Here is a 20233-nt window from a genome sequence, read left to right as displayed (position 1 = left end):
CGTCAGGCCCTGTCGCGCAGTAACAACGGTTTTAGGTAATGACCTGTGTGCGACTGCTCCATCTCCGAGACCTCTTCAGGCGTCCCGCAGGCGATGATCTGGCCTCCTCGGGAGCCACCCTCCGGGCCGAGATCGACCAACCAGTCGGCCGTCTTGATGACATCCAGGTTGTGTTCGATCACTACCACGGTGTTGCCGTGGTCACGAAGCCTGTGCAGCACATCGAGCAACTGCTGAATATCGGCGAAGTGCAGACCGGTGGTCGGCTCATCGAGGATGTACAGGGTCTTGCCGGTGTCACGCTTGGACAGTTCGCGCGACAGCTTCACCCGCTGAGCCTCACCACCGGACAAGGTGGTCGCAGATTGCCCCAGCTTGATGTAGGAGAGCCCCACGTCCATCAGCGTTTGCAGCTTGCGCGCCAGCGCCGGTACCGCATCGAAGAACTCCCGCGCTTCCTCGATGGTCATCTCAAGAACTTCGTGGATGTTCTTGCCCTTGTATTTGATCTCCAGGGTTTCGCGGTTGTAGCGTTTGCTCTTGCAGACATCGCACGGCACATAGATGTCAGGTAGAAAGTGCATCTCGACTTTGATCAGGCCATCGCCCTGGCACGCCTCACAGCGTCCGCCCTTGACGTTGAAGGAGAAGCGTCCCGGGCCATAGCCGCGTGAGCGCGACTCCGGCACGCCGGAGAACAGTTCACGAATCGGTGTGAACAGGCCGGTATACGTGGCCGGGTTGGAGCGCGGCGTGCGACCGATCGGGCTTTGATCGATGTCCACGACCTTGTCTAGGTGCTGCAGGCCATCACAACTGCTATGCGGTGCCGCTTCGAGGCTGGTCGCACCATTAAGGGCGGTCGCGGCCAAGGGGAACAGCGTGTTGTTGATCAGGGTTGACTTGCCTGAGCCGGAAACGCCGGTCACGCAGGTCAGCAGGCCAATCGGAATCTCCAGGTCAACGTTCTGTAGGTTGTTGCCGCGCGCGCCCTTGAGCTTCAGTGAGCGCTTCTTGTCACGCGGCGTGCGGGTGGCCGGTACGGCAATTTTGACCCGGCCCGAGAGGTATTTACCGGTCAGCGAGTCAGGGTGTGCCATTACCTCGGCGGGCGTTCCTTCGGCGACGATTTGTCCACCGTGTACGCCAGCACCAGGCCCAATATCCACCACATAGTCAGCCAGACGAATGGCATCCTCGTCATGCTCCACCACGATCACGGTGTTGCCGATATCGCGCAGGTGGTTGAGGGTCGCCAGGAGGCGGTCGTTGTCCCGTTGATGCAGGCCGATGGACGGCTCGTCGAGGATATACATCACCCCGACCAACCCGGCACCGATCTGGCTGGCTAGCCGAATACGCTGTGCTTCGCCGCCCGACAGGGTGTCGGCACTACGGTCTAGCGTCAGGTAATCCAGGCCCACGTTCACCAGGAACTGCAGGCGCTCACAGATTTCCTTGAGGATCTTGTCGGCGATTTCACCGCGTCGCCCGGTCAGTTTCAGGCCGCCGAAGTACTCGCTGGCATCGCCGATTGGCAGGCTGGTAACGGCTGGCAGGGTTTTCTCGCCAACCCATACGTGCCGTGCTTCGCGTCGCAACCGTGTGCCGCGGCAGTCAGGGCAGGGCTGAGTGCTGAGGAACTTGGCCAACTCTTCGCGGACGGTGGCCGATTCGGTTTCCCGGTAGCGGCGCTCCAGGTTCGGCACGATGCCTTCGAAGGGGTGTGACCGCTTGACGATATCGCCGCGGTCGTTGAGGTACTTGAAGTCGACATTCTGGTTGCCGCTGCCGTGCAGAATGACCTTCTGCTGGTCGGCTGGCAGCTCGCCGAATGGCACCTCGAGACTGAACCCATAGTGCGCGGCCAAGGAGCCAAGCATCTGGAAGTAATAGACGTTGCGTCGGTCCCAGCCGCGTATCGCGCCCTCTGCCAAGGTCAGTTCATTATTGACCAGACGTTTGACATCGAAGAACTGTTTCACGCCGAGGCCGTCGCAGGTTGGACATGCGCCGGCGGGGTTGTTGAAGGAAAACAGCTTAGGTTCCAGTTCGCTGATGGCATGGCCGCAGATCGGGCAGGCGAAGCGGGCGGAGAAGATCAGCTCTTCGCCGGGCTCTTCATCCATTGGCGCAACCAGGGCGATGCCATCGGCCAGCTTCAGAGCCGTTTCGAAGGACTCCGCCAGGCGTTGCTGCAGGTCCTCACGCACCTTGAAGCGATCGACCACCACTTCGATGGTGTGCTTCTTCTGTTTGTCCAGCTTGGGCAGTTCGTCGAGCTCGAACAGCTTGCCGTTGACCCGGGCGCGGACAAAGCCCTGAGCGCGCAACTCCTCGAAGATCGCCAGGTGTTCGCCCTTGCGCTCTCGAATCACCGGCGCCAGCAGCATCAGCTTGCTGCCTTCAGGCTGCGCCAACACCAGGTCGACCATCTGGCTGACGGTCTGTGCTTCCAGCGGAATGTCGTGGTCCGGGCAGCGTGGCGTACCAACACGTGCGTAAAGCAGGCGCAGGTAGTCGTAGATTTCGGTGATGGTGCCGACAGTCGAGCGTGGGTTGTGCGAGGTCGACTTCTGCTCGATGGAAATCGCTGGCGACAGGCCTTCAATGGTGTCGACGTCAGGCTTTTCCATCATCGAGAGGAACTGCCGGGCATAGGCCGACAGCGATTCGACATAACGGCGCTGGCCTTCGGCATAGAGGGTGTCGAACGCCAACGACGACTTTCCGGAGCCAGACAGGCCGGTGATGACGATCAGTTTGTCCCGGGGCAGGGTCAGGTCGATGTTCTTAAGGTTGTGGGTTCGTGCCCCACGAATCAGGATCTTGTCCACTGCGGCCTCGCTTGGCGGGCATAAACCGGTGAGTATAAGGCTGCATGCCAGCACGCGGCAAAGCGTCACGTATATGCTGACAATCGATCGGGCTGGTAGAATCGCCGCCGGTTCACACGAGGTTTATCCATGCACGATCCCCACAGCGAACGCATGAGTGGTAGCGAGACTCGCGCCGCAAGCGGCCTGGCACTGGTGTTCGCATTCCGTATGCTAGGCATGTTCATGGTGTTGCCGGTTCTGGCGACCTATGGCATGGACCTGGCCGGCGCCACGCCGGCACTGATTGGCCTGGCCATTGGTGCCTATGGCCTGACCCAGGCATTCCTGCAGATCCCGTTCGGGATCATTTCCGATCGGATTGGTCGGCGTCCGGTTATTTACCTCGGCCTGGTCATCTTTGCCCTGGGGAGTGTGCTGGCAGCCAACGCCGATAGCATTTGGGGCGTGATTGCCGGGCGCGTCCTGCAAGGCGCCGGTGCTATTTCGGCGGCAGTCATGGCGCTGCTGTCGGATTTGACCCGTGAGCAACATCGAACCAAGGCCATGGCCATGATTGGCATGAGTATCGGCTTGTCCTTTGCGGTGGCCATGGTGGTAGGGCCCTTGCTGACGCGGGCCTTTGGCTTGTCGGGGTTGTTTCTGGCCACAGCGGCGATGGCGCTTGTCGGCATCGCGCTGATCGCGTTCGTCGTTCCAGCCTCCCACGGCGCCTTGCAGCACCGTGAGTCGGGTGTGGCGAAACAGGCACTTGGCCCGACCTTGCGGCACCCTGATCTGTTGCGTTTGGATGTCGGTATCTTTGTTCTGCACGCCATCCTGATGGCCAGTTTCGTGGCCTTGCCGCTGGCGCTCGTCGAGCGTGGCGGCTTGCCGAAGGAGGAGCACTGGTGGGTGTACCTGACGGCCCTGCTCATTTCATTCTTCGCAATGATTCCGTTCATCATCTACGGCGAAAAAAAGCGCAAGATGAAGCGTGTGTTGCTCGGGGCGGTGAGTGTATTGATGCTCACTGAACTATTCTTCTGGGTATCGGCAGACAACTTGCAAGAACTGGTGATCGGCACCGTGATATTCTTCACCGCCTTCAACCTGTTGGAGGCGTCGTTGCCTTCGCTGGTAAGTAAGGTGTCGCCTGCCGGTGGCAAGGGAACTGCAATGGGGGTTTACTCCACCAGTCAGTTCCTGGGTGCCGCGCTAGGGGGAATTATCGGTGGCTGGTTGTTCCAGCACGGTGGCTTGAGCATGGTCTTCCTCGGATGTGCGTTGCTCTGTGCCCTGTGGTGGGTGGTTGCGGTAGGCATGCGCGAGCCGCCGTACGTGACCAGCCTGCGCATGCCGCTGTCGGCCGAGGCCGTCCGTGAAGCGGGGCTGACCGAGCGGCTTATGGCCGTCCCGGGTGTGACCGACGCAGTGGTGGTGGCAGATGAAGCCGCCATCTATATCAAACTGGATACAAAAATTTTGGATCGTTCGACCCTGGAGCGCCTGGTCAATCCGGCATCCGCGGCGTGCGAAGCCTAGGAGAACGTTATGGCCCGTGGGGTTAACAAAGTCATATTGGTCGGTACTTGCGGCCAGGATCCCGAAGTCCGCTACCTGCCCAACGGTAACGCCGTGACCAACCTGAGCCTGGCGACCAGCGAGCAGTGGACCGACAAGCAAACCGGTCAGAAGGTCGAGCGCACCGAGTGGCACCGCGTATCGATGTTCGGCAAGGTTGCCGAGATCGCTGGCGAATACCTGCGTAAGGGTTCCCAGGTCTACATCGAGGGCAAGCTGCAAACCCGCGAGTGGGAAAAAGACGGCATCAAGCGTTACACCACCGAGATCATCGTCGACATGCAGGGCACCATGCAGCTGCTGGGTGGTCGTCCACAGAACCAGGATGGTGCTCCGCAGGGTGGTGGTAACAACTACAACCAGGCCCCGCGTCAGCAGGCGCCACGCCCACAGCAGGCACCACAGCGTCCAGCTCCGCAACAGCCAGCACCACAGCCGGCCCCGGACTTCGACAGCTTTGATGATGATATTCCGTTCTAATGGATAGACGTTGAATGCAATGGCTTCACAAGGCGTGGTGTGGTCCGGCGCCTTATAGGCCAAGCAGTACGTTTTAAAATGGAAAAGCCCTGATCTTCATGAGGAGATCAGGGCTTTTTTGTCTGTGAAGGCGAGCAATGCGCTTTACACGAAGGACGGCTTTTTCAAAAAGCACAGGGATGTTCAATGGTTCGCCAAAGAACTGAGAGATGCTCATTCGGGCGTTCGTCTGCATAGGATCGGCACCGACGATCCGGTTTCACTACGCTGTGGGCAATCTTGACTAAAGTATCAACTGGCGATGGCCATAACGTCGCCACTGTGATCGCTCAAGAGATGCCTGGCATTTCTCCAGGCGTCCCAAACCTGATCAGGAGTGCACGATGGACCTCAACCGTCGTCAGTTCTTCAAGGTCGCCGCTATTGGCCTTGGAGGCTCAAGCCTGGCTGCGCTGGGAATGGCCCCGACCCCGGCCTTCGCCGAGCAGGTGCGCCACTTCAAGCTGGCCCACGCCCACGAGACCCGCAACACTTGCCCTTACTGTTCTGTCGGCTGCGGCCTGATCATGTACAGCCAGGGCGATGCAGCCAAGAATGTCGCGCAGAACATCATCCATATCGAAGGCGACGCCGATCACCCGGTCAATCGCGGCACGTTGTGCCCCAAAGGCGCGGGCTTGCTCGACTTTATCCACAGCCCTAGCCGGTTGCAGTACCCACAGGTGCGCAAGCCGGGCAGCAGTGAGTGGACGCGAATCTCCTGGGATGATGCACTGGATCGCATTACCGACCTGATGAAGGCCGACCGTGACGCCAACTTTGTGCAGAAGAATGCGCAGGGGCAGACGGTCAACCGCTGGCTGACGGTGGGTTTCCTCGCCGCGTCCGCTTCGTCCAACGAAGCCGGTTACATGACCCATAAGGTCGTTCGCAGTTTCGGCATGCTGGGGTTCGATAACCAGGCACGTGTCTGACATGGCCCGACGGTGGCAAGTCTTGCCCCGACGTATGGCCGTGGAGCCATGACCAACCACTGGACCGATATCGCCAACGCGAATCTGATTCTGGTGATGGGCGGTAATACTGCTGAAGCCCACCCTTGTGGCTTCAAGTGGGTGACCGAAGCCAAGGCGCACAACCAGGCTCGTTTGATCGTGGTCGATCCACGGTTCACCCGTACTGCCTCAGTAGCGGATTACTATGCTCCAATTCGCACGGGCAGTGATATTGCCTTCATGGGCGGGTTGATCAATTACCTGTTGACTGAGGACAAGATTCAGCACGAGTACGTGCGTAACTACACCGATGTTTCGTTCATCGTAAAAGCCGGCTTCGCTTTCGAGGACGGGCTGTTTTCAGGTTACGACGCAGCCAAACGCACTTATACCGACAAGTCCGGCTGGGGCTATGAGATCGGTGAGGATGGCTTTGCCAAGGTCGACCCAACGCTGCAGAACCCACGTTGTGTCTACCAATTGATGAAGCAGCACTACAGCCGTTATACCCCGGCCTTGGCTAGCCAGATTTGCGGCATGCCGGAAGACAGCATGCGCAAGATCTGGGAAGAGATCGCCACCTGCTCGCAGCCGGGCAAAACCATGACGATCCTCTATGCCCTGGGCTGGACACAGCACTCGATTGGCTCGCAGATCATTCGCAGTGCGGCCATGGTGCAGTTGCTGTTGGGTAACGTCGGCATGCCTGGCGGCGGTGTCAACGCCTTGCGTGGGCATTCCAATATCCAGGGGCTGACAGACCTGGGCCTGTTGTCCAATCTGTTGCCCGGCTACCTGACCCTGCCGTCCGATGCCGAGCAGGATTACGACGCCTACATCGCCAAGCGAGCGCTCAAGCCTTTGCGTCCCGGGCAGATGTCTTATTGGCAGAACTACGGCAAGTTCCATGTCAGCTTGATGAAAGCTTGGTACGGAGCCAATGCGACAGCGGAAAACCACTGGGGTTATGACTGGCTGCCCAAGCTGGATGTTCCCGGCTACGACGTACTGAAGATGTTCGACATGATGGCCAAGGGGCAGGTCAATGGCTATTTCTGCCAGGGCTTCAACCCGATTGCTGCGCTGCCGGACAAGAACCGTGTAATGGCGTCGCTGGCCAAGCTCAAATGGCTGGTGGTAATGGACCCGTTGGCCACCGAGACATCTGAGTTCTGGCGCAATGTGGGGCCGTACAACGACGTTGAAACCGCCAATATCCAGACCGAGGTCATCCGCCTGCCGACCACCTGCTTTGCCGAGGAGGACGGCTCGTTGGTCAACAGCAGCCGCTGGCTGCAATGGCACTGGAAGGGGGCCGAAGGCCCGGGCCAGGCTCGCACCGACGTGAAGATCATGAGCGAACTGTTCCTGCGTTTGCGCGAGCGCTACCAGCGCGAGGGCGGAGCCTGGGCAGAGCCGATACTCAAGCTCAACTGGCCTTACAAGGTAGCGGATGAGCCGTCGCCGGAAGAAATCGCCAAGGAGGTCAACGGCTATGTCACCGCCGACTTCACCGACGCCAGTGGTATGACGTTCAAGGCGGGGCAACAACTGTCTGGGTTCTCCCAGCTCAGGGACGACGGTAGCACCGCCTCGGGCTGCTGGATCTTCTGCGGCAGCTGGACCGAGCAAGGCAACCAGATGGCCCGGCGTGACAATAGCGATCCCTATGGCATGAAGCAGAACCTGGGGTGGGCATGGGCCTGGCCGATGAACCGAAGGATTCTGTACAACCGCGCCTCGGCTGATCTGCAAGGCAAGCCCTGGGCACCGAACAAGCGACTGGTCTGGTGGAACGGCAAGACCTGGGGCGGTACCGACGTGCCGGACTACAAAGCGGATGTCGCTCCAGAGGCGGGGATGAACCCGTTCATCATGAACCCCGAAGGGGTAGCGCGCTTCTTCGCGCTGGACAAGATGGCCGAAGGCCCGTTCCCCGAGCACTACGAACCGTTCGAGACGCCAATTGGCATCAACCCGCTGCACCCGGGCAACAAGCAGGCGACCAGCAACCCGGCCGGACGCGTGTTCGATTCGGTCTGGGACTCGCTGGGGCAGGCCAAGGACTTCCCCTATGCCGCCACCAGCTACCGATTGACCGAGCACTTCCATTTCTGGACCAAACATTGCCCGATCAACGCCGTGACGCAGCCAGAGCAGTTCGTTGAAATTGGCGAAGCACTGGCCAAGGAGAAGGGCATTGTCGCAGGGGATCGGGTTCGGGTGACCTGCAAGCGAGGGCATATCGAGGCGGTGGCCGTAGTGACCAAGCGGATCCGTCCACTGCAGGTCAACAACCAGACCGTGCATCAAATCGGCATTCCCTTGCACTGGGGCTTCACCGGCGCCACCCGTCACGGCTACCTGACCAATACCTTGGTGCCGTACCTCGGTGACGGTAATACCCAGACCCCAGAATCCAAGTCGTTCCTGGTCAACCTGGAGAAAATCTGATGGCCAGCCAAGACATTATTGCCCGTTCAGCCACCACCACCTTACCGCCTTCGGTGCGCCAGCAAGAGGAGGTGGCGAAGCTGATCGACACGTCCAAGTGCATCGGCTGCAAGGCTTGCCAGGTGGCGTGCTCGGAATGGAACGAGTTGCGTGACGATGTTGGGCATAGCCTCGGCACCTATGACAACCCTCAGGACCTGAGCGCCGAAACCTGGACCCTGATGCGTTTCACGGAACATGAGAATACGGTGGGTAACCTGGAGTGGTTGATTCGCAAGGACGGTTGCATGCACTGCGCCGATCCGGGGTGCCTGAAGGCTTGTCCTAGCCCGGGGGCGATCATCCAGCACGCCAATGGCATCGTCGACTTCAATCAGGATCACTGTATCGGCTGTGGTTACTGCATCACGGGCTGCCCGTTCAATATTCCGCGGATCTCACAGAAGGACCACAAGGCCTACAAGTGCACCCTGTGTTCGGATCGGGTCGCCGTCGGGCTGGAGCCGGCTTGCGTCAAAACCTGCCCAACCGGTGCGATTGTCTTTGGTAGCAAGGCGGACATGAAGGAGCATGCCGCCGAACGCATCGTCGATCTCAAGTCGCGCGGTTTCGAACAGGCCGGCTTGTACGATCCAGACGGTGTTGGTGGTACTCATGTGATGTACGTGCTGCACCATGCCGATCAGCCTCAGCTCTACGCTGGCCTGCCGAATCAACCGGTGATCAGCCCCTTGGTCGGTTTGTGGAAGGGCATGAGCAAGCCGTTGGCGTTGCTGGCCATGGGCGCGGCGGTGTTGGCGGGGTTCTTCCACTATGTGCGTATTGGCCCGCAGCGGATCGAGGACGATGAGCATCCGGCTGGCAAGGACCCCAGCGTGCATGAGGTCGACCCGGCAGTGCATGTCTTCGATCCGAACAAGCCCGGGGCACAAGGGGAGGATCGGCCATGAAAGACAAACCGATCCTGCGTTACACCGCGAATGAGCGCAGCAACCACTGGGCGGTGGCCATTCTGTTCTTCATGGCGGCGTTGTCCGGGCTGGCGCTGTTTCATCCTGCATTGTTCTGGCTCAGCCATCTGTTTGGTGGCGGGCCCTGGACGCGGATATTGCACCCTTTTATGGGGGTGCTGATGTTTGTGTTGTTCCTGGGTCTGGTAATACGTTTCTGGCGGGCGAACATGCTCACGGCGAATGATCGACTCTGGCTCCGGCGGGTCGACCGGGTGATGCGCAATGAAGAGCAGGGCGTGCCGCCTGTGGGTAAGTACAACGCCGGGCAGAAGCTACTGTTCTGGACGTTGCTGCTTTGCATGCTGGTGTTGCTGCTCAGCGGTGTGGTGATTTGGCGCGCCTACTTCAGCCAGTATTTCGGCATTGGCAGTATTCGTCTGGCGACACTGCTGCATGCATTGGCTGCATTCGTGCTGGTATTGAGCATCATCGTGCATATCTATGCCGGTATCTGGATCAAGGGCTCGAACGGTGCCATGGTGCATGGTTGGGTGAGCCGTGCCTGGGCGAAAAAGCACCATGGGCTATGGTTTCGGGACGTGACCGGTGAAGATCGGTCGGACAGTCACATCGGCAAGAAGAGGTGACGGCTTGAGCAGGATCCTTGAACCGGGCCATATCGAGGCGGCAGCGAGTGCCCCGCCGTTCATCCATTTGCCTCCTGCGAACCTGTTTGACCTGCGCCGTGTGCGTCTTGAGCACATGGCTGCAGGGCATCCTCTGGCTGATTATCTGCGCTTTGCTGCCAGCCTTTGTCAGCTCCAGCAAGGCTTGCTGGATCAGCCCCCGGACATCTGCGCGCCAGACCCTGAGCGCATCCGCCTGTGTCTTGAGCACGGTCTGCCACCGCTGGCCGCAGACAGCCTGGTGCGCGAAGCCGATTGGCAGCCGTACCTGGAGGCATTGCTGCAGCAGTATCAGGCCTCTTCGGAACCTGTGCGTGCGGCACTGGCACAGTTGCGCGCTGCCAGCCCCGGGCAGCGCAAGGTGTGGGCATTGGCCTTGCTCGGCGGGCAGTACGCTGGGCTGCCGGCGGCCTTGGTGCCCTTTCTCGGTGCTGCGCTGCAAGTGGCCTGGAGCCACTGGCTATTGAGTTTGCCGGAAGATCTACTCAGGCCCGTTGATACCCTCAGGCAATGCCCGGCCTGTGGCTCGCCGGCCATGGCAGGGGTGATTCGCCATCGGGGCAAATTCAATGGGTTGCGTTATCTGGTCTGCTCCTTGTGTGCCTGCGAGTGGCATGTGGTTCGGGTGAAATGCATCTACTGCGAACAGAGCAAGGGGCTGCGTTACTACAGTTTCGAGGATGACCGCCACCCTGCCGGCCAGGCACCGCTGCGTGCCGAGTGCTGCGCGGGGTGTAACAGTTATTTGAAACTGGTCTATCTGGAGCATGACGCCGAAGCGGAAGCCTTGAGTGCCGACCTGGCCAGCCTGGCCCTTGATTTGCGTCTGGATCAGGAGGGGTATCAGCGCCTGGCACCGAACCTGCTGCTGGCGCCAGGAGGGGACTGAGCCCAGCGGCTACACTCAGGGTTCCCGGCTCCCTTCGTCGGCAGAGTCGACCGCTGCCGTGCGTCGAGAGCGCGATGACCGGAGAGTCTTTGATGCCTTCCAGTTTAGCCCCGCTGCCCGCGCGCCTTCCTTCCGTCGATAGCCTGTTGCGTAGCCCGGCCTGCCAGCCGTTGGCGGAGCGCTATGGGCGCGAGGCGTTACTCAGTGTTCTACGGCACGTACTCGATGACCTGCGAGAACCCGCTCGGCTGGGGCAGTTGGAGGCCATTGAGCTGATACCCGAGGTGCTGGCTGGCAGGGTGGGTGAGCGTTTGGCGGTGCAGCATCAAAGCCAGGTACGTCGGGTGTTCAACCTGACCGGTACGGTGTTGCACACCAACCTGGGGCGAGCACTGCTGCCGGAAGAAGCCATTCATGCAGTGCAGCAGGCTGCGCGCTATCCACTGAACCTGGAGTTTGACCTGGAGAGCGGCAAGCGCGGCGACCGCGATGACTTGATCGAGGACCTGATCCTTGAGCTCACCGGTGCCGAAGCCGTCACGGTGGTGAACAACAATGCTGCAGCGGTGTTGCTGGCACTCAACAGTCTGGGGGCGCGCAAGGAGGGGATCATCTCACGCGGTGAGTTGATCGAGATCGGTGGCGCCTTTCGGATACCCGACATCATGGCGCGTGCTGGCGTAAAACTGCATGAAGTGGGCACAACCAACCGCACGCATACGCGTGACTATGAAGCCGCCATCGGCCCGCGCAGCGGCCTGTTGATGCGCGTGCATTGCAGTAATTACAGCATCCAGGGGTTCACCCATCAGGTACCGACCCAAGCGCTGGCGGAACTGGCCCACCGGCATGGTCTGCCGCTGTTGGAGGACCTGGGCAGTGGAAGCCTTCTGGACCTGACGCGCTGGGGGCTGCCCGCCGAGCCGACGGTTCGCCAGGCCTTGGCTGACGGGGCCGATATCGTCACCTTCAGCGGCGACAAACTGCTGGGTGGGCCTCAGGCGGGCTTGATCGTAGGCCGCAAGGCGTTGATTGCACAGATCAAGAAAAACCCGCTCAAGCGTGCCCTGCGTGTGGATAAGTTGACCCTCGCTGCACTGGAAGCTGTGCTGGGTCTGTACCGCAACCCTGAGCGGCTGGCTGAGCGCTTGCCCAGCCTGCGCCTGCTGACCCGCCCTCAGGCCGACATTCTGGCGCAAGCCGAGCGCCTGGCACCGGTGCTGGCGCACGCGCTGGGTGAGTTGTGGACGGTCAGTGTGGAACCCGCACTCGGCATGATCGGCAGCGGCAGTCAGCCTGTGGCCCGCTTGCCCAGCGCCGCCCTGTGTGTGCGCGCACAAGCGTCCAAGCGTTTGCGCGGGCGTCACTTGCTCGCGCTGGAGGCGGCCTTGCGCGCCTTGCCGATTCCCGTGCTTGGGCGCATTGATGACGATGCGTTGTGGATGGACCTGCGCCAGTTGGATGACGAAGCGGGCTGGGTTGAGCAGTTGCCGCAACTGCGGCAGGGAGCGATGGCAAGGTGATTGTCGGAACGGCCGGGCATATCGATCACGGCAAGACTGCGCTGCTGGAAGCATTGACCGGGCAGGCAGGTGATCGTCGCCGGGAGGAGCGCGAACGCGGTATCACCATCGACCTGGGGTATCGCTATGCGTCGTTGCAGGCGGGGGCCGAACAGACCGGTTTTATTGATGTACCTGGGCATGAGCGGTTTATCCACAACATGCTCGCCGGGGCGCACGGTATTGACCTTGTGTTGTTGGTCGTAGCGGCCGACGACGGGGTGATGCCGCAGACCCGTGAGCATCTGGCGATTGTCGAGCTGCTGGGTATCCCCAGGGCGCTGGTGGTCATCAGCAAGTGTGACCGCGTCGAGCCTGCCAGGGTGCAGGAGGTGCAGCGCGAGGTGCGCACCTTGCTGGCGCCAGGGCCTTATGCGGGCGCAGCTCAATTCGTGGTGTCGAGTGTGTCTGGTAGCGGTATCGAAGCACTGCGTCAGGCGCTCTTGAGCGCGCAGCGTGACGTTCAACGGCGCAGCAGTGCAGGAGGTTTTCGCCTGGCCATCGACCGCGCATTCAGCGTTACTGGCGCAGGTATTGTGGTGACCGGCACGGCATTGGCCGGACATGTGCAGGTGGGTGACACGTTGCTGTTGGGCAGGGCCGGCAAACCGGTGCGCGTGCGTGGCCTGCATGCCCAGAACCAGGCCGCAGTCGAAGCATGGGCCGGGCAGCGGGTGGCCTTGAACATCAGTGCCGAGCGCCTGGGGATAGAGCAGATTCACCGGGGTGATTGGCTACTGGCCGAGTGGTTGTATGCCACGACTCAGCGTGTGGATATCGAGTTGCAGTTGCTGGGCAGCGAAACACGCCAGTTTGAGCATTTCAGTTCGGTGCATGTGCACCTTGGCACCCAGGATGTCACCGCCAGGGTCGCTCTGTTGCAGGGGGAATACCTGGCGCCCGGTGGACGCATGTTCGCGCAACTGCTGCTCAACGCCCCATTGCACGCCGTGCATGGTGATCACCTTGTGCTGCGCGACCAGCGCGCTCAGCGCACCCTCGGTGGCGGTAAGGTGCTGGACCCCTTTGCCCCGGCCAGGCAGCGTCGCAGCCCGGCGCGGCTGGCGCAGTTGCACGCGCTGGCCGAGGCCGAGAGCCTGGAGCAGGCGCTGCCGGCCCTGCTTGCGCAGGGTGCGACCGGGCTGGACCCGCAACAGCTGGAGCGTCAGTTCAATCGCCTGCGCAGCAGTTGGCGTTTACCTGAGGACGTCAGTGTTGTTGCCACGCGCCAGGGCGCACGGTTGTTCGCGACAGCCCATTGGCAGGCGCTCAAGCAGGAGGTGCTGGTGCAATTGGCCCGGTTTCATACGCTGGAGCCCGATCAACTAGGCCCAGACCGTGACCGCTTGCGACGTTTCGTGGCGTTGCCGTTGGAGCGCCCGGTGTTCATCAGCTTGATTGAGGAGATGCTGGCCGCCGGGTTACTTGCCAGCAGTGGGCCTTGGTTGCACTTGCCGGAACACCAGGCGCGTCTGAGCGATGCGGACATGGCGTTGTGGGCGCAGTTGCAGCCGTACGTGCAGGCGTCCGGTTTCGACCCGCCCTGGGTGCGTGACCTGGCCCGTGCAACCCACAGCGAGGAGGCTGCGGTACGGCTGCTGTTACGCAAGATGGCGCGCTTGGGGCAAGTTCATCAGGTGGTGCGCGACCTGTTTTACCCGGACGCCACAGTGCGACAAATGGCGGCTATGCTCATGCAGGTGGCTACCGAGGACCTGAGTGTGCAGGTGGTGCGTTTTCGCGATGTGCTGGGGATCGGCCGTAAACGCAGTATTCAGATTCTCGAGTATTTCGACCGTGTCGGCTTGACCCGCCGTCTCGGCGACCAGCGTCGCATACGGCAGGACAATGCGCTGGCCCACGTACCCCGCGACGTATGACAAGGAAGGCAATCGCGCCCGGTGGCGCGGCCGGGCTTCAAACCCGGTTGGGGACGGCAGCCGTTCCCGGGCAGGTTCGACTCCCGCTGCCTTCCGCCAACCCGCAGGTTGGACATCCCCCGCAGGAAGCCGCAAAATATCCGCTTTCCCCTATTTCTGACCGGACCTGCTGACTCTATGCGAATGCGCCTGATGCTGTTGGGTGGTGGAAGTGCCCTCGGGCAAGCGCTGATTCGCCTTGGAGCCGAGGAAGACATCGGCTTTCTGGCGCCGCGTCCGCCGGATAAGGGGTGGGACGCTGCCAGCCTGACCCAGTTACTGGATGATACCCGCCCCGATGCGTTGGTGAATCTGGCTTATTATTTCGACTGGTTTCAGGCCGAGTCGGTCAGCGAGCAACGACTGGCACAGCAGGAGCGCTCGGTAGAGCGTCTGGCTGAGCTGTGCCAGCACCACGGCATTATCCTGGTACAGCCTTCCAGCTACCGCGTGTTCGATGGCTCTCGGGCCACGGCCTACAGTGAGAAGGACGAGCCAGTGCCGTTGGGCCTGCGCGGGCAAGCGCTCTGGCGGATCGAGCAGAGCGTCCGCGCCACCTGCCCGCAGCATGTACTGCTGCGCTTTGGCTGGTTGCTCGACGAAAGCCTGGACGGCGTTCTTGGGCGCTTCCTGACGCGCGCCGAACAGGCTCAGGAGTTACTGCTGGCGGACGACCGGCGTGGAAACCCGACGCCGGTCGATGATGCCGCACGGGTCATTCTCTCCGTGCTCAAGCAGCTGGATTGCGCGGCCCCACTGTGGGGCACTTACCATTACGCGGGCAATGAGGCGACTACGCCGCTCGCGCTAGGCCAGGCGATTCTCAGTGAGGCCTCGCAGCTTCACAAGCTTGCTGTCGAAGCACCGACTGCACAGGCGCACGCGGCACGCCCGGATGCGGCTGAAGAGCCACAGCACGCGGTACTGGCCTGCAAGAAAATTCTGCACACCTTCGGTATCAAGCCGCGCGCCTGGCGTGCTGGCCTGCCGACACTACTGGATCGATTCTACCGACATGGCTGATGCACCTATTCTGATTACCGGCGGCGCAGGCTTCATCGGCTCTCACTTGAGCGACGCGTTGTTGGCAAACGGCTACGCGGTGCGGGTGCTGGATGACCTGTCCACTGGCAAGCGCAGCAACCTGCAGTTGCAGCACCCCAAGCTGCAACTGATCGAAGGCGATGTCGCCGACGCGGCGCTGGTCGCACAGGCAGCGGCAGGGTGCCAGGCGGTGGTTCACCTGGCTGCGGTGGCCTCGGTCCAGGCGTCGGTCGAAGACCCGGTGAAAACTCACCAGAGCAATTTCATCGGCACGCTGAATGTGTGTGAGGCCATGCGCCTGGCCGGCATTCGGCGGGTGCTCTTTGCCTCCAGTGCAGCCGTGTATGGCAACAACGGTGAAGGCGAATCGATCAGTGAGGAGACGCCCAAGGCGCCCCTCACGCCTTATGCCGTGGATAAGTTGGCCAGTGAACACTACCTGGACTTCTACCGCCGTCAGCATGGCCTGGAGCCCGTAGTGTTTCGCTTCTTCAATATTTTCGGTCCGCGCCAGGACCCTTCATCGCCGTATTCGGGCGTGATCAGCATCTTCAGCGAGCGGGCGCTCAGCGGGCAGCCCATTACTGTGTTTGGTGATGGCGAGCAGACCCGCGACTTCGTCTATGTCGGTGATCTGGTGAGTGTGATGCTGCAGGCGCTGACGCTGGATCAGGTGGAAGAAGGTGCAGTGAACGTCGGCTTGAATCAGGCCACCTCGTTGAATCAACTGTTGGCTGCCCTGAAAACGGTGGTCGGCAGCTTGCCTGCGATCAGTCATGGGCCTGCGCGTTCTGGCGATATCCGCCATTCGCGTGCTGACAATACCCGTCTGCTGCAGCGCTTCCGCTTTCCTGAACCTACGCCAATGGCCGAAGGCCTTGCCCGGCTTCTGGGGCGCTGAAACAAAAAAACGGCGATTTAATCGCCGTTTTTTGATTAAGGCCAAGCCTTAGAACTTGTAGCCGACGCCGACCATGTAGACCCATGGATCGACATCCACGTCGACCTTGGTCTTGCCTACGGTCAGCGCGCTCGGGCCATCGATGCTGGCCTCGGTGTCGATGTCGACATACCAGACCGCGGCGTTGACCAGGAAGTTGTCGGTCAGCATGTAGTCCATGCCCAGTTGGCCAGCCAGGCCCACCGAGTCCTTCAGTTTCAGGTTGCTGAAGCCCTGGGCCTTGCGGTTGCTGCTCAGGTCTTCATCGAAGAACATGGTGTAGTTCAGGCCGATACCGGCATACGGCTGGAACTTGGAGCTCGCGTCAAGCGGGTAGTACTGCAGCGACAGGGTCGGTGGCAGTTGCTTGATGTCGCCCAGTTTGCCGTCCAGGCCTGCGCCCTTGACGCTAACGGTGTGCTGGAATGGCGTCGCTGCCAGCAGTTCCAGGCCAACGTGGTCGGTCAGCATGTAGGCGAAGGTCAAGCCCAGTTGGGTATCGCTGTCCAGCGTCGCTTTGGTGCCGGGAACCTTGTTGCCGTCCAGCTTGAGGTTGCCGCTGTCTTCGTTAGGAGCGGTGGTGATAGCGCCAGCACGCATAATAAATTCACCCGCCTTGTGGGCGTGGGCAACAGGGGCTGTAAGCGCCAGGGCAATCAGCGAGGCGCCAAGCAAGGACTTGTTCATGGAAGCTCCCAAAGGACATTTAGAATGTAATGTGCCAATGGTAAAGAGCCAGCAGCGGGGAGAATTTGACTCAGCTCAATGAAACCGCGATAGCGCTCCAGAGCGGCTGTTATTGTAGTTCATAGGCGTAGATTTTCTCGGCGTCCATCTGATAACCCGCTTCAGCCAGCTCACTGCTCGACGACTGGACACGCATCGGGCCTTCGATCCAGTACGGCTGGTAAAGCTCCTCGACCTTGATGCCGAGCTCACTGACCACATGCACGATCTGGTTGGACGGGGGCGGAGGCACATGAATGCACGCGCCGTAGTAAGGCACCAGAAGGAACTCAGTCGTACGCCCCTCCTCGTTGACCTCCAGCGGTACGATGTAGCCAGGTAGCTTGACCTGCTGACCGTCCAGCGCCTGGACGACCGGCGCATCCGGTGCTTGCTGGTGCGCTGCCGGGGCACTCTCTGCCGCCAGCGCATTGCCCAGTTGTGACAGGTCATGCAAGGGTGCCATCTGCGGCTCGATCACCGGTGCGCCAGGAGGGATCAGCTGTGGCCATTCCAGGGTGCGGGGTTCGCCCGCCCACAGCGGTGTGGCAACCAGTAGCAACAAGAACAAGGCGCGGGCCATGGGTATTGGTCTCATAAGTGAATCGACAGACCGTCCGCCAGTGACTGCCGATAGGCACGCCAAGCGGGCACGCTGCCCATCAATAGCGCGGCGCCCAGGATGATTGCCAGCAATGTCCATTCGTGGCTGCTGGGCCAGGCCAGTGGCAGGTACAGGCCATAGTTGGCTTGCACATACCCTTGGGCCAGGGCGATGCCCAGGTAAAGCAGGGACAGGCCTGCGAGTATGCCTGCAACCGACAACGCAAAGGCTTCCAGTACCAGCAGGCCGGCGATGTGCCAAGGGCGGGCACCCACCGAGCGCAGTATGGCCATTTCCCGGCGTCGTTCGTTCAGGCTGGTGAGAATGGCGGTCAGCATGCCTATCAGGCCGGTCAGCACGACAAACAGGGATACCACGAACAGCGCCTGCTCGGCAGTGCTCATCAGGCTCCACAGTTCCTGCAGGGCGACGCCTGGCAGAATGGCCTGCAGTGGTTCATTGCGGTACTCGCTGATCTCGCGTTGCAGAGCAAAGGTGGCGATTTTGTTGTTCAGGCCGAGCATGAACGCGGTAATGGCACTGGGCGTCAGGTCCATGTTGCGCGCCTGATCGGCGCTGACACGACCGGCCCCGCGTGCGGGAACACCGTTGTGCCAGTCAACGTGGATCGCCTCCATGCCGCCCAGGCTGATGTGCAGTGTGCGGTCTACCGGTGTGCCGGTCCGCTGCAGAATACCGACTACCGTGAACGGCTTGTCGTCATGTTTGACCAGGCTGATTGCCGCCACGCCGTGAGCCAGTACCAGCTTGTCGCCCAGGGTGTAATGCAGGGCCTGCGCGACTTCGGCGCCCAGTACCACTTCAAATGGGTCATTGGCAAAGGCGCGGCCTTGAGCCAGTTGCAAGGATTGCTTGTGGCCGTACTGGTAGTGCTCAAAGTAGGCCTCGGAAGTGCCCATCACGCGGTAGCCACGGTGCGAGTCACCCAAGGAAATCGGAATCGCCCATTTCACCCGTGGGTCGCTGGCGTAATGCTCATAGCTGTCCCAGCGAATGTTGTTGGTGGCATTGCCAATGCGAAACACCGAATACAGCAGCAGGTTCACCGAGCCGGAGCGTGCGCCGACGATCAGGTCGGTGCCGCTGATGGTGCTGGCGAAGCTGGCACGGGCTTCAGTGCGTACGCGTTCCACTGCCAGCAGCAGGCATACAGACAAAGCAATGGCGAAGGCGGTCAGGAAGGCGGTGAAGCGTCGATTGGCCAGGCTGGCCAGTGCAAGGCGTAGCAGGTACATCAGGCCTCCAGGTCATTGGCCGGACGGGCCGCGCGGTTGAGTTCTGGCAGCGACAGGTGGCGGTCGAACAAGGGCGCCAGGCTCTGGTCATGGCTGACAAACAGCAAACTGGAGCCGGCCGCTCTGCACTCTGCGAACAGCAAGCGGATAAACGCCTCACGACTGTCAGCATCGAGGGCTGAGGTTGGCTCGTCGGCGATCACCAGCTCAGGTTGGCCAATCAATGCGCGGGCTGCGGCGACGCGTTGCTGCTGGCCAATCGATAGGCTGTCGGCACGACGCATCAACAAGGCGGGGTCTTTCAGGCCCAGATGAGCCAGCAGGCTGGCGGCAGCCTGATCGACGCTGCCGTAGCGCTCACAGGCCTTGGCTGCGCGAACCTTGGAGAAGCGGCAGGGCAGTTCGACGTTTTCGCGGACCGAGAGAAACGGCAGCAGGTTGAACTGCTGGAAGATGTAGCCGGTATGGTCAACGCGAAAGCGATCGCGAGCGCCTTGCTTGAGCGTGCTCAGCGTCTGACCGAGCAGGCGAATGCTGCCGTGGTCAGGTTGCTGCACGCCACCAAGCAGGCCGAGCAGGGTGGTTTTTCCGCTACCACTGGGGCCTTTGAGGAATAGCGATTCACCCGTATCCAAATGGAAGGCCGGGATATCCAGCAAGGGTGGATGGCCCGGCCAGGCGAACGCCAGGTCTGTCAACTCGATCAGTGGCTGGCGCATTCAGAACGCAACCATGGCCTTGTTCGGGGTTGCTTCCAGGCCTTTCTGGCCATTGGGGCCGATCAACTGCACCGTAATTTTCTGAGTGGCGGGGAAGGTTTTGAACAGTGGGCCCAAATCCAGGTTGGCCAGTTTGCCTGGCTGTTCACAGGTCAGTTGGTAATGGGCGTGGATCTCGCTGTGTTCGTCTTCGTGGGCGGCGTGGTGATCATCGGTGGCGTCATCGTCAGATGGGGTATCACCGAACAATGGGCTTTCCAGGGCTTCGTCGGTTTCCGTGCACTGCGCCGCATTGGCCAAGCCAAACAGCGTCAGCGGCTGCTCCAGTTGTTTGCGGACGGCCGCGACCTTGGCCTTGTCGGCCGCACTGATGGCCGCATGCTCAAAGCCCACGAGGTTCATGGCTGGGCTTTCCAGTTCCAGCTCAAGTGTCTTGTCATCGAGCACGACATTGAGATGCGCCACGCCATGCTCATGGGCGTCAAGGCTGCCATGGGCATGATCATGGTCTTTCTCGGCGTGTGCTGCCGTGAGTGGCAACAGGGCAAACGGCAAGGCGAGCAGCAGACGGCGCATGGAACGGTCTCCGTAGAGGTGGGGCTTGAA

At 61.0% G+C, this 20233-nt stretch carries 16 protein-coding genes and 1 tRNA gene; 11 read left to right on the top strand and 6 right to left on the bottom strand.

What is annotated here, in order from left to right; translation table 11 throughout:
- Positions 1-2 precede the first annotated feature (2 nt).
- Positions 3-2837 (bottom strand): excinuclease ABC subunit UvrA, encoded by a 2835-nt coding sequence (gene uvrA / locus CS390_RS21890; RefSeq protein ID WP_065759192.1) that lies wholly within the window; start codon positions 2835-2837, stop codon positions 3-5.
- Positions 2838-2966: 129 nt separating this feature from the next.
- On the opposite strand from uvrA, the gene CS390_RS21885 reads away from it, so the two are divergent.
- The 11 genes from CS390_RS21885 to CS390_RS21830 all read left to right on the top strand — a co-directional run bounded on the left by CS390_RS21885 (position 2967) and on the right by CS390_RS21830 (position 16283).
- Positions 2967-4361, top strand: coding sequence for an MFS transporter (locus tag CS390_RS21885; protein ID WP_065759191.1), 1395 nt, complete (start codon positions 2967-2969; stop codon positions 4359-4361).
- A gap of 9 nt (positions 4362-4370) precedes the next feature.
- Positions 4371-4880 carry a single-stranded DNA-binding protein gene (locus tag CS390_RS21880; RefSeq protein WP_065759190.1) on the top strand — a complete coding sequence of 170 codons (510 nt, stop codon included), beginning with the start codon at positions 4371-4373 and terminating at the stop codon, positions 4878-4880.
- Between the two features lie 383 nt (positions 4881-5263).
- Complete coding sequence (gene fdnG / locus CS390_RS21870) at positions 5264-8329, top strand: formate dehydrogenase-N subunit alpha (RefSeq protein ID WP_157767163.1); 3066 nt, start codon at positions 5264-5266, stop codon at positions 8327-8329.
- Positions 8329-9279, top strand: a complete 951-nt coding sequence (gene fdxH, locus CS390_RS21865; RefSeq protein WP_099775963.1) for a formate dehydrogenase subunit beta — start codon at positions 8329-8331, stop codon at positions 9277-9279. Before fdnG ends, fdxH begins: the two co-directional genes overlap by 1 nt.
- The gene (locus CS390_RS21860) at positions 9276-9929 is read left to right on the top strand and encodes a formate dehydrogenase subunit gamma (RefSeq protein ID WP_099775961.1); all 654 of its coding nucleotides are present in this window, start codon (positions 9276-9278) and stop codon (positions 9927-9929) included. Before fdxH ends, CS390_RS21860 begins: the two co-directional genes overlap by 4 nt.
- A 4-nt stretch (positions 9930-9933) precedes the next feature.
- Complete coding sequence (fdhE, locus tag CS390_RS21855) at positions 9934-10857, top strand: formate dehydrogenase accessory protein FdhE (RefSeq protein ID WP_099775959.1); 924 nt, start codon at positions 9934-9936, stop codon at positions 10855-10857.
- Positions 10858-10949: 92 nt separating this feature from the next.
- Positions 10950-12380, top strand: coding sequence for an L-seryl-tRNA(Sec) selenium transferase (selA, locus tag CS390_RS21850; protein ID WP_099775957.1), 1431 nt, complete (start codon positions 10950-10952; stop codon positions 12378-12380).
- Complete coding sequence (selB, locus tag CS390_RS21845; RefSeq protein ID WP_099775955.1) at positions 12377-14299, top strand: selenocysteine-specific translation elongation factor; 1923 nt, start codon at positions 12377-12379, stop codon at positions 14297-14299. Before selA ends, selB begins: the two co-directional genes overlap by 4 nt.
- A 3-nt stretch (positions 14300-14302) precedes the next feature.
- A tRNA-Sec gene (locus CS390_RS21840) sits at positions 14303-14398 on the top strand.
- Positions 14399-14476: 78 nt separating this feature from the next.
- The gene (locus CS390_RS21835; protein ID WP_065759182.1) at positions 14477-15361 is read left to right on the top strand and encodes a sugar nucleotide-binding protein; all 885 of its coding nucleotides are present in this window, start codon (positions 14477-14479) and stop codon (positions 15359-15361) included.
- A complete protein-coding gene (locus CS390_RS21830) occupies positions 15354-16283 on the top strand; it encodes an NAD-dependent epimerase/dehydratase family protein (protein WP_099775953.1) in 930 nt (309 codons plus the stop codon). The genes CS390_RS21835 and CS390_RS21830 overlap by 8 nt, the downstream gene beginning before the upstream one ends.
- 48 nt (positions 16284-16331) lie before the next feature.
- On the opposite strand, the gene CS390_RS21825 is transcribed toward CS390_RS21830, so the two are convergent.
- The 5 genes from CS390_RS21825 to CS390_RS21805 all read right to left on the bottom strand — a co-directional run bounded on the left by CS390_RS21825 (position 16332) and on the right by CS390_RS21805 (position 20203).
- Positions 16332-17009, bottom strand: coding sequence for an OmpW family protein (locus CS390_RS21825; RefSeq protein WP_099775951.1), 678 nt, complete (start codon positions 17007-17009; stop codon positions 16332-16334).
- 109 nt (positions 17010-17118) lie between these two features.
- Positions 17119-17631, bottom strand: coding sequence for a DUF3299 domain-containing protein (locus CS390_RS21820; protein WP_065759179.1), 513 nt, complete (start codon positions 17629-17631; stop codon positions 17119-17121).
- Between the two features lie 11 nt (positions 17632-17642).
- Complete coding sequence (locus CS390_RS21815) at positions 17643-18908, bottom strand: ABC transporter permease (RefSeq protein WP_099775949.1); 1266 nt, start codon at positions 18906-18908, stop codon at positions 17643-17645.
- Positions 18908-19627 carry an ABC transporter ATP-binding protein gene (locus CS390_RS21810; RefSeq protein ID WP_099775947.1) on the bottom strand — a complete coding sequence of 240 codons (720 nt, stop codon included), beginning with the start codon at positions 19625-19627 and terminating at the stop codon, positions 18908-18910. The genes CS390_RS21815 and CS390_RS21810 overlap by 1 nt, the downstream gene beginning before the upstream one ends.
- Positions 19628-20203, bottom strand: coding sequence for a DUF2796 domain-containing protein (locus CS390_RS21805; protein ID WP_065759176.1), 576 nt, complete (start codon positions 20201-20203; stop codon positions 19628-19630).
- Between the last annotated feature and the right edge of the window lie 30 nt (positions 20204-20233).

This window comes from Pseudomonas sp. HLS-6, assembly GCF_002753995.1.
In the GTDB taxonomy this organism is placed as follows: domain Bacteria; phylum Pseudomonadota; class Gammaproteobacteria; order Pseudomonadales; family Pseudomonadaceae; genus Aquipseudomonas; species Aquipseudomonas defluvii.
Note: the sequence above shows the minus strand (reverse complement) of the source record. Positions and strands in the feature narration are given on the sequence as shown.